Origin of the sequence: Pseudoxanthomonas sp. LjRoot143, assembly GCF_964252945.1 — a bacterium.
In the GTDB taxonomy this organism is placed as follows: domain Bacteria; phylum Pseudomonadota; class Gammaproteobacteria; order Xanthomonadales; family Xanthomonadaceae; genus Pseudoxanthomonas_A.
In genome coordinates, this window is the sequence record NZ_CAXUPM020000001.1 from 3,066,453 (window position 1) to 3,081,519 (window position 15,067).

Here is a 15,067-nt window from a genome sequence, read left to right on the forward strand (position 1 = left end):
ACATCGGAGCCGCCGCATGAGAAAACAGCGCTGGAAGACCCTTCCGCCCGACCAGGCACGGCGCTACCTCGAGCCCGGCCCTGTCGTGCTGCTCAGCACGGCGCACCGGGACGAGCGTGCGATCATGACGCTGGGCTGGCACATGATGCTGGGCTACGACCTGGTCGGCACGTATCTCTGGCAGGCGAACCGCAGCCACGCCCTGGCCCGCGCCAGCCGCGAGTGCGTGATCAACCTGCCGACCGAGGACCTGCTGGACACGGTGGTGCGGATCGGCAACTGCAGCAGCACCGAGCAGGACAAGTTCGAGCGCTTCGGCCTGACCGCGCTGCCCTCACGCGACGTGGACGCACCCGGCATCGGGGAGTGCCATGCGCGCTTCGAATGCCGCCTGCACGAGACCCGCATCACCGCCGACTACCCGCTGTTCGTATGGCGCATCGTCCACGCGCATGTCGCCACCTCGCCCCGCCTGCCGCGCACCGTGCATTACCGGGGCGATGGCCGCTTCATGGTGTCCGGCCGTGAGGTATCCCGGCGCCGGCTGTTCCGGCCGGACATGCTGGAGCAGTAGGCCCATGGCCGGTTAACGCCCGGCTGGGTACGCTGCGCGCATGGCCAAGCACCTCAACGACCTCGAAGAAGCCGTCGACCTCATCCTGTCCCATACCTATGGGCCGCTGCGCATGGGCGCGCCGCTGGGCATCGGCAAGCCGCACCGGCTGCTGAATGCGCTGTACGCGCGCATCGCCGCGGATCCGTCGCGCCCGTGGACGCTGTACACGGCGCTGTCGCTGGATCCGCCGGGCGGCGGCAAGGGACTGGAAGGGCGCTTCGTGAAGCCCTTCGCCGCGCGGCATTTCGGCGGGGACTTCCCGCGACTCGCCTACGTACAGGCGATCAAGCGCGACGCACTGCCCGCGAACATCGAGGTGGAAGAGTTCTACATGCAGGGCGGTGCGTTGCTGCGCTCGGCCACGGCGCAACGCCATTACGCCAGCCTCAACTACACCCACGTCGCCCGTGTGCTGGCCGATCGCGAACTCAACGTCATCGTGCAGAAGGTCGCACGCGAGCCGAACGGCACCCGGCTGTCGTTCTCGTGCAACAACGACCTGACGCAGGACGCCGTGAATGCCATCGTCGCGCGAGGACTTCCGCGGCCGATGCTGGTGGCCGAAGTCGATCCCGATCTGCCCTGGATCGGCGGTACCGCCGCGGTCGAGGAGGACTACTTCGACCTGGTCGTCTCGCCGTCGGGCCCTTATCCCCGCCTGTTCGGACTACCGCGCCAGCCGGTGTCGGATGTCGACTACGCCATCGGCCTGTACGCCAGTGCGCTGGTGCGCGACGGCGGCACGCTGCAGATCGGCATCGGTGCGCTGGCCGATGCGCTGTGTCACGCGCTGGTGCTGCGCCACACCGACAACGCGACCTACCGCCGCGTGCTGGCGGCGCTGGATCCGGAACTGGAACGGCACCCTGCCGTGATCGCCAGCGGCGGCCTGGATGCCTTCGCCGTCGGCCTGTACGGCTGCAGCGAGATGGTCAACGAAGGTTTCAAGCGACTGGTCGAGACCGGCGTGATCCGCCGCAAGGTGGTGGACGACGAAGCGCTGATGCAGCGGCTCGCCGACGGCACCGCCAACCTCGGCGACCAGGCAAGGCTGGAGCGCGATGGCGAATACCTGCATGGTGCGTTCTACCTCGGCTCGCCGGCGTTCTACGACTGGCTGCGCGCGTTGCCGGACGACCAGCGCCGCGCGATCGGCATGCGCCGCATCAGCCTGATCAACGAACTGGAGCGTGGACGGGAATCGCTGGCGCGCCTGCAACGCCACGACGCGCGTTTCTTCAACTCCTGCATGATGGCGACCGTGCTGGGTGCCGCGGTGTCCGACGGTCTGGAAGATGGTCGCGTGGTGTCCGGCGTCGGCGGGCAGTACAACTTCGTCGACATGTCGAATGCGCTGGACGGCGCGCGCAGCGTGCTGATGTTCCGCGCGGTACGCGAGGATGCCGGGGCCGCCGGATCGAACGTGCGCTGGAACTACGGTCACACGACCATCCCGCGCCACCTGCGCGACCTGTACGTCAACGAGTACGGCATCGCCGATGTCCGCGGCAAGAACGACGAGGACTGCATCATCGCGATGGGCGGCATCACCGATGCGCGCTTCCAGGAAGGACTGATGGCGCAGGCGCAGCAGGCCGGAAAGTTGCGCGCGACCTTCCACGCACCCACCCACTGGATCGACAACACACCCGTACACCTGTCCGCACGCCTGCGCGCGTTCCGTCACGACGGCACCCTGCCCGACTACCCGCTGGGCAGCGATTTCACCGGGGTCGAGCAGCGCATCGTCAAGGCGCTGGGCTGGCTGAAGGCGAGTACCGCCACGCCGGCAAAGAAAATCGGCACCGTGTTGCGTGCGCTGAGTGCACGCGTGGAGGATGCCGAGGCGATGGCGCGGATGGGGCTGGACGCACCCGGCAGCCTGGGCGAGCGCATCGAAGCCAAGCTGCTGGCGCTGGGATTGCGCGAGACCCGCTAAGTCCGGCGCAAGAAAAAAGCCGGGCGATGCCCGGCTTTTCTCATCCACTCGACGTAGTCCGCCTCAGAGCGACTTCGCCGCCTCGACCACCGCATCGGCGGTGATGCCGAAGTGCTTGTACAGCGCGTCCGCCGGTGCGGAGGCGCCGAAGGTCGTCATGCCGATGACCGCGCCGTCCAGGCCGACGTACTTGCCCCAGAAGTCGGCGATGGCGGCTTCGATCGCGACGCGCTTGCGCACGGCCTTCGGCAGCACTGCTTCGCGGTAGGCGGCGTCCTGGCGGTCGAACACGTCGGTCGACGGCATCGACACCACGCGCGTCTTGATGCCCTGCGCGTCCAGCGTGGCCTTCGCCTGCGTGGCGAGGCCGACTTCCGAACCGGTGGCGATCAGGATGACGTCCGGCGTGCCGTCGGCATCGGCCAGCACGTAACCGCCGCGCGCAATCTCGCCGACCTGCGCGTCGGTACGCGGCTGGTGCGGCAGGTTCTGGCGCGAGAACACCAGGCAGCTCGGGCCGTCCTGGCGGACGATCGCCTGCTTCCACGCCACCGCCGATTCCACCGCGTCGCACGGACGCCACACGTCGTTGTTCGGGATGTAGCGCAGCGAGGCGAGGTGCTCGACCGGCTGGTGGGTCGGGCCGTCTTCGCCCAGGCCGATGGAATCGTGCGTGTACACGTGGATGGCGTGCGCCGGGATCAGCGCGCTCATGCGCACGCCGTTGCGGGCGTAGTCGCTGAACACCAGGAACGTGGCATCGAACGGCACGAAGCCGCCGTGCAGCGCCAGGCCATTGGCGATCGCGGTCATGCCGAACTCGCGCACGCCGTAGTACACGTAGTTGGCGTTCGGATCGGTGGTGGAGACCGACTTGCTGGCCTTCCACAGCGTCAGGTTGGAGTGCGCCAGATCGGCCGAACCGCCGACCAGTTCCGGCAACAGCGGCGCAAACGCTTCGATGGCGTTCTGCGAGGCCTTGCGCGAGGCGATGACCGGACCTTCGGCCTGCACCTTGGCGATGTAGGCATCGGCCTGCGCGGCGAACTCGGCGGGCAGCTCGCCCGAGGCGCGACGCTTCAGCTCGGCGGCCTGTTCCGGGAACTGTGCGGTGTAGGCGTCGAACAGCGCATTCCAGTCGGCTTCCAGCGCCTTGCCGGCGTCGACCTTGTTCCAGCCGGCGTAAATCTCGGCGGGGACCTCGAACGGACCGTACGGCCATTCCAGCGCGGCGCGCGTGGCCTCCAGTTCGTCCTTGCCCAGCGGGGCGCCGTGGCTGGACTCCTTGCCGGCCTTGTTCGGCGAACCAAAGCCGATCGTGGTGCGGCAGCAGATCAGCGTCGGCTTGTCGGTGGCCTTCAGCGCGGTGTCGATGGCGGTCTTGATCTCGACCGGATCGTGGCCGTTGACGTTGCGCACCACCTGCCAGCCGTAGGCCTCGAAGCGGGCCGGCGTGTCATCGGTGAACCAGCCGTCGGTGTTGCCGTCGATGGAGATCTTGTTGTCGTCCCAGAAGCAGACCAGCTTGCCCAGGCCCCAGGTGCCGGCGAGCGAGGCGGCTTCATGCGAGACGCCTTCCATCAGGCAGCCGTCCCCCATGAACACGAAGGTGCGGTGGTCGACGATGGCGTGGCCTTCGCGGTTGAAGCGCTGCGCCAGCAGCTTCTCGGCCAGCGCGAAACCGACCGCGTTGGCGAAACCCTGACCGAGCGGACCGGTGGTGGTCTCGACGCCCGGCGTCTCGTGGCGTTCCGGGTGGCCGGCGGTCTTGCTGTGCAGCTGGCGGAAGTTCTTCAGTTCCTGCAGCGGCAGGTCGTAGCCGGCCAGGTGCAGCAGCGCGTACTGCAGCATCGAACCGTGGCCGTTGGACAGGATGAAGCGGTCGCGGTTGAACCAGTGCGGGTTAGACGGGCTGTGGCGGTAGTAATCGTTCCACAGCACTTCGGCGATATCGGCCATGCCCATGGGCATGCCGGGATGGCCGGAATTGGCGGCCTGCACCGCGTCGGCGGCGAGGAAACGGATGGCGTTGGCGAGCTGGCGGCGGGTGGGCGTCGTCATGGGGATCGGGACAGAGGGGGCGGCGCCCGGCGGGCTGCGGGCCGCCCATTGTCCCACCCCCTGCCCGCCCTGTCGCGGTTGCGGGTCCCCGCCCGGGGTGTTAGCCGGGGTTTCCGGGCAGCTTCACGTCGCCCTTCTCGCCCTTGGCCACCAGCGAGGCCAGGGTCAGGTCGCCGGTGACATTGAGCGTGGTGCGGCACATGTCAAGGAAGTGGTTCACGCCCAGGATCAGGCCGATGCCGATGGGGTTCACGCCCACCATCGCGCAGATCAGCGCCACCACCGGCAGCGAGCCCGACGGCACGCCGGCCGTGCCGATACCGCCCAGGATGCACACCAGCATCACCATGAACTGCTGGCCCAGCGACAGGTCCACGCCGAAGAACTGCGCCAGGAAGATCACCGTCACGCCTTCGAACAGCGCGGTGCCGTTCTGGTTGGCGGTGGCGCCCACGGTCAGCACAAAGCGCGAGACCGTGCGCGGCAGGCCCAGCTTCTCGTCGGCCACGCGCAGCGCGGTCGGCAGGGTCGCATTGCTGGACGCGGTGGAGAACGCCATCACCATCGCTTCCTGCGCGCCGCGGAAGAAACTGAGTGGCGAGTAGCCGGCCAGCTTCAGCGCGACCGAATAGCTGACGAACTGGTGCAACGCCAATGCCAACACCACCACGAACACGTACTGGCCCAACCGCACCAGCAGGTCGAAGCCGAAGATTGCGGCTAGGTTGAACATGAAGCAGGCCACCGCGTACGGCGCCAGGCGGATGACCAGGCCGATAAGCGTCATCGAGATCTCGAACACGCCTTCGATACCGCGCTTGAGGATGCCGGTGTTCTCCGACGGCGTCAGCACCAGGCCGATGCCGAACATCACTGCGAAGAACATCAGCGACAGGATGGCGGCGTTGCTGGAGGCCGCACTGATCACGTTGTCCGGCACGATCGACAGCAGCATGTCCATGCCGGTCGCCTGCGTACCGACGCTGGCGACGATTTCCTTGGTGCGCTCGGCGTTCTCGGCGATCAGCTGCTGCGCCAGCGCCGGATCGACGCCGACGCCCGGCTTCAGCACGTTGACCAGCACCAGGCCGATCAACACGGCGACCGCCGACAGCACGATGGTGTAGGCCAGCGTCTTCCAGCCGATCCGGCCCAGTGCGCGGATGTCGCCCATCTCGGCGATGCCGCAGACCAGCGCCGAGAACAGCAGCGGCACGATCAGCATGAAGATCAGGTTGAGGAAGACCTTGCTGAACGGCGTGGTGACGTACTTGGTGACGTCCTGCACCCAGCCCGCGTCGCCCTGCCCCGTCGCGTGCACCAGCAGGCCGACGAGCAGGCCGATGCCGAAGCCGATGGCCATCTTCCAGTGCAGCGGCAGTTTGGTGCGGGTGGCGGGCGTGGCGTCGGTCATCGGCGGGTCCTGCGGAGACAAGATCGGGAGCTTAGCAAACCCGGCATGACGTCCCGTCCTTGCACGACAGGCCGGCCCGGGCCACGTGCGGGCATCGTCCGCGCACCCAGGGAATGACGAACGTCGACCCGGTTTCCCTTATCGCGGGTAGAGCGGCGGCAACGGTTCGTCCGCCACGCCGGCGTCCCTGGCTTGCCACTGGGGACCGCCACGGAAGGCCTCGCGCAGGGCGAGGCGGGCCTGTGCGGGATCGCCGTCAGCCCAGCGGGCACGGCGCAGCAGGTCCACCGCTGCGCGTTGCGAGGGCGCGGCGAGACGACGTTCCAGGTCGTCGAGATCGATGGCGACGGGGCGCGCCATGCCGCAGAGCACGACTTCGATGTCATCGAGGTCACCGGTGTCGAGCACGCGCTTGAGGTCGGCGGCCGTATGCGTCGCGAACGACACCGACGCTTCGGATCCGGCCGCGGCTGCCCGGTCACGCGACACCGCCGTGCCGCGCTGCCCACGCGACAGGCCCCACACGAGGGTGGCCAGCCAGAGCAGCGCGAACCCGGCCGCCAGCCAGGGCCACAGATGGGCGGGTATGCGCCGTTCGCCGGCCAGTGCGATGACGCCATCGCCCGGAGGCGACAGCGAGGCGGGCGCCGCGCCGTCCCGCACCGGTGGTCGCGGGGCCTGTCCACTGCCTGCGACGACCGGAATCGTCAGGTCCGGCAGCGTCGCGCGCTTGTTCGCGCCGGCACGGACGTCCCACCACGCCATTGCCACGCCCGGCACCGCGAGCGTGCCGGTCGTGGACGGCACGATCGAATAGCGGCGCGTGAGCTTCACCTGCGGCGTGCCGCCGACGAAGGTCTCGTCGTACTGCGGCGGTTCCGCGAACACCTGCGCTCCCGGCACTGCCGGTGCGGGCAACTCCGGCAACTGCGCCTGCGTCGCGCCGACGACCGTCGTCTCGATCGCGAAGGTGGCGGCTTCGCCCGTGCGCATCTGCTCGGGCACGGCGGTGTAGCGCAGGCGCAGGTCGCGCACGGGCAGCCACGGCTGGCCGGCATCCGCCGGTTGCGGACGCACCTGCAGGACGCGTGGCGTACCGGTGATGTTGACCTCGCGACTGTTGCCGCCCAGCAGATCGTCCATCCAGCCGCCCGCCCCGCGTCCGCTGAAACGTGCGCCCGGCAACGTCAGCGGGCCGCTGCGTTCGGGCACCAGCAGGAAGCGGCGCTCGGCGGTGTTGTAGCGGCGTCCGTCGATCTCGCGGCTCGACTGCACGATCTCGCCGACCCGTTGCAGCAGCGCGCCATCGGGTGGATCCAGATCCAGTTGGCCGGACACCAGCGGTGTCGCATAGAACAGCCGCACCGTGACGCCCACCGATTGCTGCACGTAGGGGCGGGCAGCGTCGACCTCGGTTTCCACGAACACCAGACCATTGGACGCAGCGCTCGCCGTAGCCGTTGCGGTGACCTCCAGTACCAGCGGCACGGAACGCTCATTGCCCACCTGCAGGGCGGGAATCGTCAGTGTTCCCGCGCGACGGGGGCGCAGCGTCAGCGCGAACGTCGTGCGGCTGCTCATGCGCCCGTTCACCAGCTGCACGCTGCGACTGTCGGACTGCCCTTCCACCTCGAAGTCGCGCATCAGCGGCGTCAGGTCGGGGGTGGCGGATACCGCATCGGTTTCGACGTTCAATGTCACCGCCTGGCCGAGCGAGACCTGGCTCTGCTCGAGCCACGCGCGGGTCGCCGCCAGCGACGACAGTGGCCACGCCAGAAGCAGACACAGCAACAGCCATGCACGGTGTTTCATCGTCCTTCCCTCTGCCGCCGTTCCTGTTCGAGGCGGAACTTCGCCTTCAGCAGCGAGCCCGGCTCGTCAGGCACGCGTTTCAGCCACGCATCCACCGCCTGACGGCGCTCGCGCTGTTCTGCGGACTCGGCCTGCACGGCCGGCTCGCCCTGCTTTTTCTGCTCCGCGCGCTGCGCGGCCGCCTTCGCTACCGCCTCGCGCATGCGTTCGCGTTGCGCGGCGTCTGCAGCCGACTGCGCTGCCGCATCCGCCGGTGACGAAGAAGGGGTACGGGCAGGCGTCGTCGCAGGCGGTGTCTTTCCCTGGCCCTGCGAGGATGGCTCGCTCTTCGCCTGCGAGGTTGAAGCATCTTTCTGTTCGCCGGGTTGCGACTTGGCATCACCCTGCGAGCCTGCGGATCCCTGTTTCCCGTCTCCTTGCGGACCGGACTTGCCCTGACCCTCGCCCGACGACGGCGGGCGCTTCCGCGCGGCATCGACGGCGGCGCGGTTCGCCACCGCATCGGGCATGCCGGGACGCGCGCGCAGGGCGCGGTCGTAAGCAGCGATGGCGGCGTCGTAGCGCTGCTGTTTCGCCAGCGCATTGCCCAGGTTGTACCAGCCCTCGGCGGTGTCGATACCGGTGAAGGCCTGTTCCGCGGCAGCGTAATCGCCCTGCCGGTAAGCGTCGGCGCCTCGCACGACGCGTGCGTGTTCGGTCTGGTCCGGCCGCTGCCACCAGTCGATGCCGGTCGCGGCTGCCGGTTGCGCCATCGGCAGCCACAGGGCACCGACCAGCACCAGCGCCGCGCCCCGGCGGAAGCCGAGCAAGGCGATCGCCATCAGGGGAATCAGCAGCCAGTAGCCTTCGTCGCGCCACGCCTTGCCACCGCCGGTCGTGGCGGCCTCGCCGGTGGTGCCGGGTGTCCGCAGTCCCAGCGCCGCGAGGTCGTCTTCGCCGGCCGTCAACGCGTGGTAGCGACCGCCGCCGGCCGACGCGAGGCTGCGCAGGGAGGAGGCATCGAGTGCGGCGTGCCCGATGGCCCCATCGCCGCCACGGTAGGCCGCTCCCGCCGCGGTACCGAGGCCAAGCGCGGAAACGGTGTAGCCTCCGGTACGCGCGGCTGCAGCCGCCGTGGTTGCCGCGGCATCGGCACGGTCGGTCAGCACGAGGATGTCGCCGCTGCGCGCCTTCGCCTGCGTAAGCAGGCGCGCCGCCCACGCGATACCGTGATCCGTGCGCTGTCCGTCCACCGGCATGATGTCGGGCGCCAGGTCATCGAGGAACAGGCGGATGTTCGCGGTATCGTCGGTCAATGGCGTGACGGTGAAAGCGTCGTCGGCGTACGCGACCAGCGCGACCGGGCTGCCGGCGCGAGCCTCCAGCACCTGCGCCAGCTTCGCGCGCGCCTGCAGCACGCGCGAAGGCGGCAGGTCGCTGGTCGTGGTGCGGCTGGAGAGGTCCAGCACGATCACCAGCGGCCGCTTCACCTGCCACAGCGGCTGCTCGGCCTGGCGCCAGCTCGGCCCGGCCAACGCGAGCACGGCCAGCGTGAATGCCGCGATGGCGGCGATCAGGCCGCTGCGCGCGGCGGCGCCTCCGCGCACCAGCACATGCGGCAGCAAGTGCGCATCGACATGTCCCCGCCACGCACTGCGGCGCTGCCGTTGCGCGCGCCACGCCCACGCCAGCACGGGCAATGCCAGCAACGCCCACAGCCAATGAGGACGCAGGAGATGCAGTGCCATCCAGTCGACGCTCATGTCCTTCTCCGCGGCAACACGAACGCGATCAGTGAAATCGCCAGCGCGGCAGCGAGCGGCCACGCATAGCGCTCGATGCGCGGGCGCACCGCCTTGCCGGGCTGCTCGACGGGCTCCAGCCGATCCAGTTCGGCATAGATGCCCACGAGTTCGCGGGTATCCCGCGCCCGGTAGAAGCGCCCGCCCGTCTGTTCCGCCACAGCGCGCAGCGTCGCTTCGTCGATGGCCTCGGGCGCACTGGCCGGCATCGGCAACGGGATGCCGAACACGCTGATGCCGCCATCGCCGCCGAAGGCGATGGTATGGATGCGCACGCGCTCTTCTTTCGCCAGTTCGGCCGCCTTCTGCGGTGTCAGCACGCCGGCGGAGTTGACGCCGTCGGTGAGCAGGATCAGCACGCGCTGGCCGTCTTCCTGCATGCGGAGGCGGCGTACCGCGAGCGCGATGGCGTCGCCGATGGCGGTCTCGCGCCCCGCCAGTCCGGCCACGGCGTCGCGCAGCTGCTCGCGCACCGTGTGCAGGTCGCGCGTCAGCGGCGTCATCGCATAGGCACGCTGCCCGAACACCAGCAGCCCGACGCGGTCGCCGTCGCGGCGATCGAGGAAATCCGCGAGCACCGCCTTCGCCGCGGTCAGGCGATCGACCACCGCACCACCAAGCTCCATGTCGGGCTCGGTCATGCTGCCCGACAGGTCCACGGCCAGCATCAGGTCGCGTCCGCTCACCGGAGGCGTCACCGCATCGCCGAACTGCTGCGGGCGTGCCGCCGCGGCGCACAGCAGGAACCACGCCAGCCACGCGAGGGCGGCGGCGCGACGCGGCAACCCGCGCCCGCCCCGTTGCGCGATGGCCTGCATGGCCGGACCGTAGGGCACCTTGAGGGCATCGGCATCGGAGCGCCGCGCAGGCATCAGCCAGCGCACCAGCCACGGCAGTGGAAATGCCAGCCAGAACCATGGCCACGCGAATCCCGCATAGCCGTCCTGCAGCCACTGCAACGCGGGTAGCGACACACTCACCGCACACCCGCCATCAGTTCGAGGAAGCGGGCCCGTGCGACCACAGTGGCGGCGGCGAGCTCCTCCGGCGGCACATCGCGGCGATAGCCGCCATCGAGCAGCAGGCGACCGGGCCCCTGCGAGAACGCATGACCGCGCTTGCCATCGAGGAACCGCAGCCAGGCCTCGCCTTCCAGCCGATCTGCCGACCGATCGAGACGGCGCGCCGCGCGACGCAGGCGTTCCGACATCAAGGCGACCCGCTCCGCCGGCGAAGGCGCGCCTTCCGCCGCATCGAACCAGCGCTGCCATCCCTGCCGCCTGCGACGGACGACGATGCGCCTCGCGGCGACTCCCGCGATCAGCAGCAACACGACGGCGAGCGCCAGCCACCAGCCCGGCGCAGGCGGCCACCACGACGGCGACGCCGGCACATGTACATCGCGCAACACGAGCGTCGCCATGCCCATCTCAGGCCACCTGGGGCTGCGCGCGACCCAGCGCGACGAGCCACGCATCGCTGGGCGCATCCGTCGACAGCGTGCGCACCTGCACGCCGCGTGCAGGCAATCGATCCAGCGCGCGATCGAGCGGCTGCTGGAACTCGGTGCGCCACGCGTCGCGCTGCACGTCGCTGGCAAGGTCGAGCTCGATGCGCTGGCTGCCCACGACGAACGGCAAGCGCTGCGGCGGTGGCGCCGTCTCCAGCGGATCGGTCAACAACAGCACGACGACATCATGATGTGCCGCGAGTGCCGGCCAGCGCGACTCGGGAACGGCGGCCAGGCTATGGGGATCGGCGAGCACCAGCAGTCGTGACCCCGGCCGCAGCAGGCGCGCGGCGTGATCGAGCGCGAACGCCAGGCCGAGATCGTCCGATGGCGGTGACGTGTACCAGCGCGCCAACGCGTCGAGCACGCGCAAAGCACCCCGGGTGCCGGAGGCAGGAGGAACCGGCGCTTCCGTCATGCTGCCGCGCAGGATGGCGAGCCGATCGCCTTCGCGGACCGCCTGCCATGCCGCGACGGCGCCTGCACGCGCAGCCTGCACCGACTTGAACCGTGTACGCGTGCCGAAGTACAGCAGGGGCGACGTATCGGCGACAAGGAGCGTCAGCCGTTCGCGCTCGGCCTGGAACAACTTGGTGTGTGTGCGACCGCTGCGCGCCGTCAGGCGCCAGTCGATGTGGCGGACATCGTCACCGGCGACATACTCGCGTGATTCCGCGTACTCCATGCCGCGCCCACGCAGCGGCGATGCGGATGGACCGGTGACCGAGTGCCGGCCTCGGCGCGCGGGCGGTCGCCGCTGCGCGCTGGCACGCAGCGCGATCAGTTCGGCCAACGTGGGAGTGATGCCTTCGCTCATGGTCCGGTGCAACCGGGATCAGGGCAGCGGAACCACGTCGAGCAACGCCTTCACCAGGCGATCGCCGTCCCAGCCTTCCGCCGTCGCCTCGTAGCTGGGGAGGACACGGTGGCGCAGCACGTCGGGCGCGATGGCACGGATATCGTCGGGCGTGACGTAGTCGCGCCCCGCCAGCCAGGCACGCGCACGCGCACAGCGTTCCAGCGCAATGGAGCCACGCGGACTGGCGCCCCAGGCGATGCGTCTGGCGAGCGAAGCGTCATATCGCGAGGCGTCACGCGAGGCAAGCACCAGCTCGATCAGATAGCGCTCCAGCGCAGGCGCCAGATGCAGGTCCAGTACTTGCGCGCGCGCCTCGAAGACGTCCTCCAGCGGCATGCGTGCGACGGCGGCATGCATCGGCTGCATCTGCTCGCGGGCGCGATCACGCGCCAGGCGCAGGATGTCGGCTTCGGCAGCGGCTTCGGGATAGCCGATCTTCACGTGCATCAGGAACCGGTCGAGCTGCGCTTCCGGCAACGGGAACGTGCCCTCCTGCTCGATCGGATTCTGCGTCGCCATCACCAGGAACAGCGCCGGCAGCGGATAGGTATGCCGGCCCACGGTGACCTGACGCTCGCCCATCGCCTCCAGCAACGCAGACTGCACCTTGGCGGGCGCGCGGTTGATCTCGTCGGCCAGCAACAGCGGATGGAAGATCGGCCCGGCCTGGAACTCGAAACGCCCCTCCTGGGGCCGCCACACCTCGGTGCCCGTGAGGTCAGCCGGCAGCAGATCCGGCGTGAACTGCACACGTGCGAACTCTGCCTGCAGCCGTGACGCCAGCGCGCGGATGGCGGTCGTCTTCGCCAGTCCCGGCGCGCCTTCCACCAGCAGGTGGCCATCGGCCAGCAACGCGATCAACAGGCGTTCGACCAGCGCCGCCTGCCCCACGATGGTCTGCGACAGGTCTTCACGGAGAGTGGCGAATCGATCGAACAGGCGGACATCCGGGGAGATGCGGTCCATGGGCTTCCGGGAAGTGCGGGGTGCGCGTGGGACCGCCAGTGTGCCACGCGGGTTCCCGGGAGCCCCGTGAGGAACGGCAGGGGTTCAGCGGAAGTTTCCGACAGGTTGCCCCAAATGAAGACGGGCCGCAGAAGCGGCCCGTCCCATGCAACTCAATTCGGTTCGTCTCAGCGCTTGGCGACCGACAGTACCTTCGGGGTGATGAAGATCAGCAGCTCCGCCTTTTCCTTGCTGCGACCCTTCTTCTTGAACAGGTTGCCCAGGAAGGGGATGTCGCCCAGGAACGGCACCTTGGCTACGCTGCTGCGATCGGCGAACTCGTACACGCCGCCGATCACGACCGTCTGCCCGTCTTCGACCAGCACGGCCGTATTGATCTCGCGCTTGTCGATGGTCGGCACGGTGCCGTAGCCCTCCAGCGTGATCAGCTCGGCCACTTCGTCCTTCTTGACGTTGAGGTTCAGGAACACGCGATCGTCGTTGGTGATGGTCGGCATCACCTTCAGCTCGAGCAAGGCTTCCTTGAACTGGACATTCGGTGTGGAAACACCACCCTGGCCGGCCGCTGTGATCGTGACGTAGCCGATCTCCTTGCCCTGACGGATCACGCCTTCGCGCTGGTTCGCCGTCACGATGCGCGGATTGGAAATCACTTCACCGCGCCCCTCCTCCTGCATCGCCGACAGTTCGAGGTCGATGGAGAAGTTGCGGCCCAGCAACGTGTAGGCCAGCGCGCCCGCGGGTGAGTCCGTGAAACCGGCTGCCGGCAGATTGACGTTCAGCGCGCCCGGCCTTATCGGCTGAACAGGCGTGCCGATGGTGCCGACGTTACCCGCGTTACCACCAAGCGAGCCGCCGATGCCCTGCCGACGGTCGCCAGTGCGCCTGCCCTGCACGCCGAACTTCGCACCCAGATCACGCGCAAAGGTATCGCTGGCGATGACGATGCGGCCTTCGATCAGCACCTGGTCGACAGGGCGATCGATCATCGAGATTAGCTCGCGCATCTGCGCGACCTTCTTCGGGATGTCGCTGATCATCAGCATGTTGGTGCGTTCGTCGGCGACGATACGACCGCGTGACGAGAGGAAGCCGTTCTCGTTTTCCCGGTTGCCACTACCACCGCCACCGCTGCCCTGGTTGCCGATGCCCTTGGCTTCCGTCAGCGCCTTGAAGATCGCGGCGGCGCTGTGATAGTTGATCTGGACGTAGTCGGTGATCATGTCTTCGCGATTCTCGATCGCGATGCGGGCGTCTTCCTTGTCCTGCTCGAACTTGGCCAATTCGGGCTGGGGGGCGACCCAGACGACCGCACCGTCACGACGCTTGTCCAGGCCTTTGGCGCGCAGGACGATGTCGAGCGCTTGGTCCCACGGCACGTTGACCAGACGCAGGGTAACGTTGCCCTGCACGGTGTCGGACGCGACGATGTTGAGGTTGGATTCTTCGGCGATCAGCTGCAGCACGGTGCGCACCGGCACGTCCTGGAAGTTGAACGTCACCGGGCGGCCGCTGTAGCGGCGCGCTTCGGAGGCCACCTTCTGCGCGGCGGCCACGACGGCCGAAGCGCTGGTGCCGGATGTCGCATTCGCGGCGCCCATTGCCTTCTTGCCGGCGCTCGGCACGATCTCGACGACGTATTCGTTGCCGGACTGGTAAGCCAGCGATTCGAAGTCGCCGCGCGTACTGATCACCAGTTCGGTGCCGCCGCCCTTGCTCTGGGCGTCGACACGCTGGACCGGGGTCGCGAAGTCGATGACGTTGAGCGGACGCTGCAACGAGGCCGGCAGCGTGGCGTTGCCTACGTTCACCACGACGCTGTCGCCCTGGTTGCGCAGGTCCGGCGCCGCGCCCTGACCATCGAACTTGATGACCAGGCGGCCGGAACCGTCTTCACCCCGACGGAAATCGATGTTCGACACCGACACCGCCGACGCCGGCTGAACGGCGGCGACAGGGGATGCGGCCTGCGGCGCGGGTGACGTGGCGCCCGCGGCGCTTGCCGCGGCGAGCAGGCCGATGGCCAGCCCCAGAGAGCAGACCCGGAAGGTGGCCAGGCGCCGGGACGGCCGCGGGCGGTAGGCATTCGTTGCGGTCATCGTGTATCCC

The 15,067-nt window shown here is 68.8% G+C and carries 11 protein-coding genes; 2 read left to right on the plus strand and 9 right to left on the minus strand.

The window, feature by feature from the left end; translation table 11 throughout:
• Nucleotides 1–16: 16 nt before the first annotated feature.
• Together ACSQ1W_RS14860 and ACSQ1W_RS14865 are read left to right on the plus strand one after the other, a co-directional pair.
• The gene (locus ACSQ1W_RS14860) at nt 17–574 is read left to right on the plus strand and encodes a flavin reductase family protein (protein ID WP_436044426.1); all 558 of its coding nucleotides are present in this window, start codon (nt 17–19) and stop codon (nt 572–574) included.
• A 40-nt stretch (nt 575–614) separates the two neighbouring features.
• The gene (locus tag ACSQ1W_RS14865) at nt 615–2,555 is read left to right on the plus strand and encodes an acetyl-CoA hydrolase/transferase C-terminal domain-containing protein (RefSeq protein WP_436044427.1); all 1,941 of its coding nucleotides are present in this window, start codon (nt 615–617) and stop codon (nt 2,553–2,555) included.
• 63 nt (nt 2,556–2,618) lie between these two features.
• Here ACSQ1W_RS14865 and tkt read toward each other — a convergent pair whose 3' ends face one another.
• From tkt to ACSQ1W_RS14910, 9 genes are all read right to left on the minus strand, one after another.
• The gene (gene tkt / locus ACSQ1W_RS14870) at nt 2,619–4,616 is read right to left on the minus strand and encodes a transketolase (RefSeq protein ID WP_436044429.1); all 1,998 of its coding nucleotides are present in this window, start codon (nt 4,614–4,616) and stop codon (nt 2,619–2,621) included.
• Nucleotides 4,617–4,716: 100 nt separating this feature from the next.
• The gene (locus ACSQ1W_RS14875; protein WP_436044430.1) at nt 4,717–6,030 is read right to left on the minus strand and encodes a dicarboxylate/amino acid:cation symporter; all 1,314 of its coding nucleotides are present in this window, start codon (nt 6,028–6,030) and stop codon (nt 4,717–4,719) included.
• Between the two features lie 138 nt (nt 6,031–6,168).
• The gene (locus tag ACSQ1W_RS14880) at nt 6,169–7,842 is read right to left on the minus strand and encodes a BatD family protein (RefSeq protein ID WP_436044431.1); all 1,674 of its coding nucleotides are present in this window, start codon (nt 7,840–7,842) and stop codon (nt 6,169–6,171) included.
• Nucleotides 7,839–9,584: a VWA domain-containing protein gene (locus tag ACSQ1W_RS14885; RefSeq protein WP_436044432.1), complete on the minus strand. Its 1,746-nt coding sequence runs from the start codon at nt 9,582–9,584 to the stop codon at nt 7,839–7,841. Before ACSQ1W_RS14885 ends, ACSQ1W_RS14880 begins: the two co-directional genes overlap by 4 nt.
• Nucleotides 9,581–10,603 (minus strand): vWA domain-containing protein, encoded by a 1,023-nt coding sequence (locus tag ACSQ1W_RS14890; RefSeq protein ID WP_436044433.1) that lies wholly within the window; start codon nt 10,601–10,603, stop codon nt 9,581–9,583. Before ACSQ1W_RS14890 ends, ACSQ1W_RS14885 begins: the two co-directional genes overlap by 4 nt.
• Nucleotides 10,600–11,052 carry a DUF4381 family protein gene (locus ACSQ1W_RS14895; protein ID WP_436044434.1) on the minus strand — a complete coding sequence of 151 codons (453 nt, stop codon included), beginning with the start codon at nt 11,050–11,052 and terminating at the stop codon, nt 10,600–10,602. Before ACSQ1W_RS14895 ends, ACSQ1W_RS14890 begins: the two co-directional genes overlap by 4 nt.
• A 1-nt stretch (nt 11,053) precedes the next feature.
• Nucleotides 11,054–11,950, minus strand: a complete 897-nt coding sequence (locus ACSQ1W_RS14900) for a DUF58 domain-containing protein (protein WP_436044435.1) — start codon at nt 11,948–11,950, stop codon at nt 11,054–11,056.
• A gap of 18 nt (nt 11,951–11,968) precedes the next feature.
• The gene (locus ACSQ1W_RS14905) at nt 11,969–12,958 is read right to left on the minus strand and encodes an AAA family ATPase (RefSeq protein ID WP_436044436.1); all 990 of its coding nucleotides are present in this window, start codon (nt 12,956–12,958) and stop codon (nt 11,969–11,971) included.
• 167 nt (nt 12,959–13,125) lie between these two features.
• Complete coding sequence (locus tag ACSQ1W_RS14910; protein ID WP_436044437.1) at nt 13,126–15,057, minus strand: type IV pilus secretin PilQ; 1,932 nt, start codon at nt 15,055–15,057, stop codon at nt 13,126–13,128.
• Between the last annotated feature and the right edge of the window lie 10 nt (nt 15,058–15,067).

Coding starts and splice junctions, on each gene's coding strand:
- ACSQ1W_RS14885 (WP_436044432.1), bottom strand. CDS start 9,584: ATGAGCGTCGACTGGATGGCACTGCATCTCCTGCGTCCTCATTGGCTG.
- ACSQ1W_RS14895 (WP_436044434.1), bottom strand. CDS start 11,052: ATGGGCATGGCGACGCTCGTGTTGCGCGATGTACATGTGCCGGCGTCG.
- tkt (WP_436044429.1), bottom strand. CDS start 4,616: ATGACGACGCCCACCCGCCGCCAGCTCGCCAACGCCATCCGTTTCCTC.
- ACSQ1W_RS14880 (WP_436044431.1), bottom strand. CDS start 7,842: ATGAAACACCGTGCATGGCTGTTGCTGTGTCTGCTTCTGGCGTGGCCA.
- ACSQ1W_RS14900 (WP_436044435.1), bottom strand. CDS start 11,950: ATGAGCGAAGGCATCACTCCCACGTTGGCCGAACTGATCGCGCTGCGT.
- ACSQ1W_RS14860 (WP_436044426.1), top strand. CDS start 17: ATGAGAAAACAGCGCTGGAAGACCCTTCCGCCCGACCAGGCACGGCGC.
- ACSQ1W_RS14905 (WP_436044436.1), bottom strand. CDS start 12,958: ATGGACCGCATCTCCCCGGATGTCCGCCTGTTCGATCGATTCGCCACT.
- ACSQ1W_RS14910 (WP_436044437.1), bottom strand. CDS start 15,057: ATGACCGCAACGAATGCCTACCGCCCGCGGCCGTCCCGGCGCCTGGCC.
- ACSQ1W_RS14875 (WP_436044430.1), bottom strand. CDS start 6,030: ATGACCGACGCCACGCCCGCCACCCGCACCAAACTGCCGCTGCACTGG.
- ACSQ1W_RS14865 (WP_436044427.1), top strand. CDS start 615: ATGGCCAAGCACCTCAACGACCTCGAAGAAGCCGTCGACCTCATCCTG.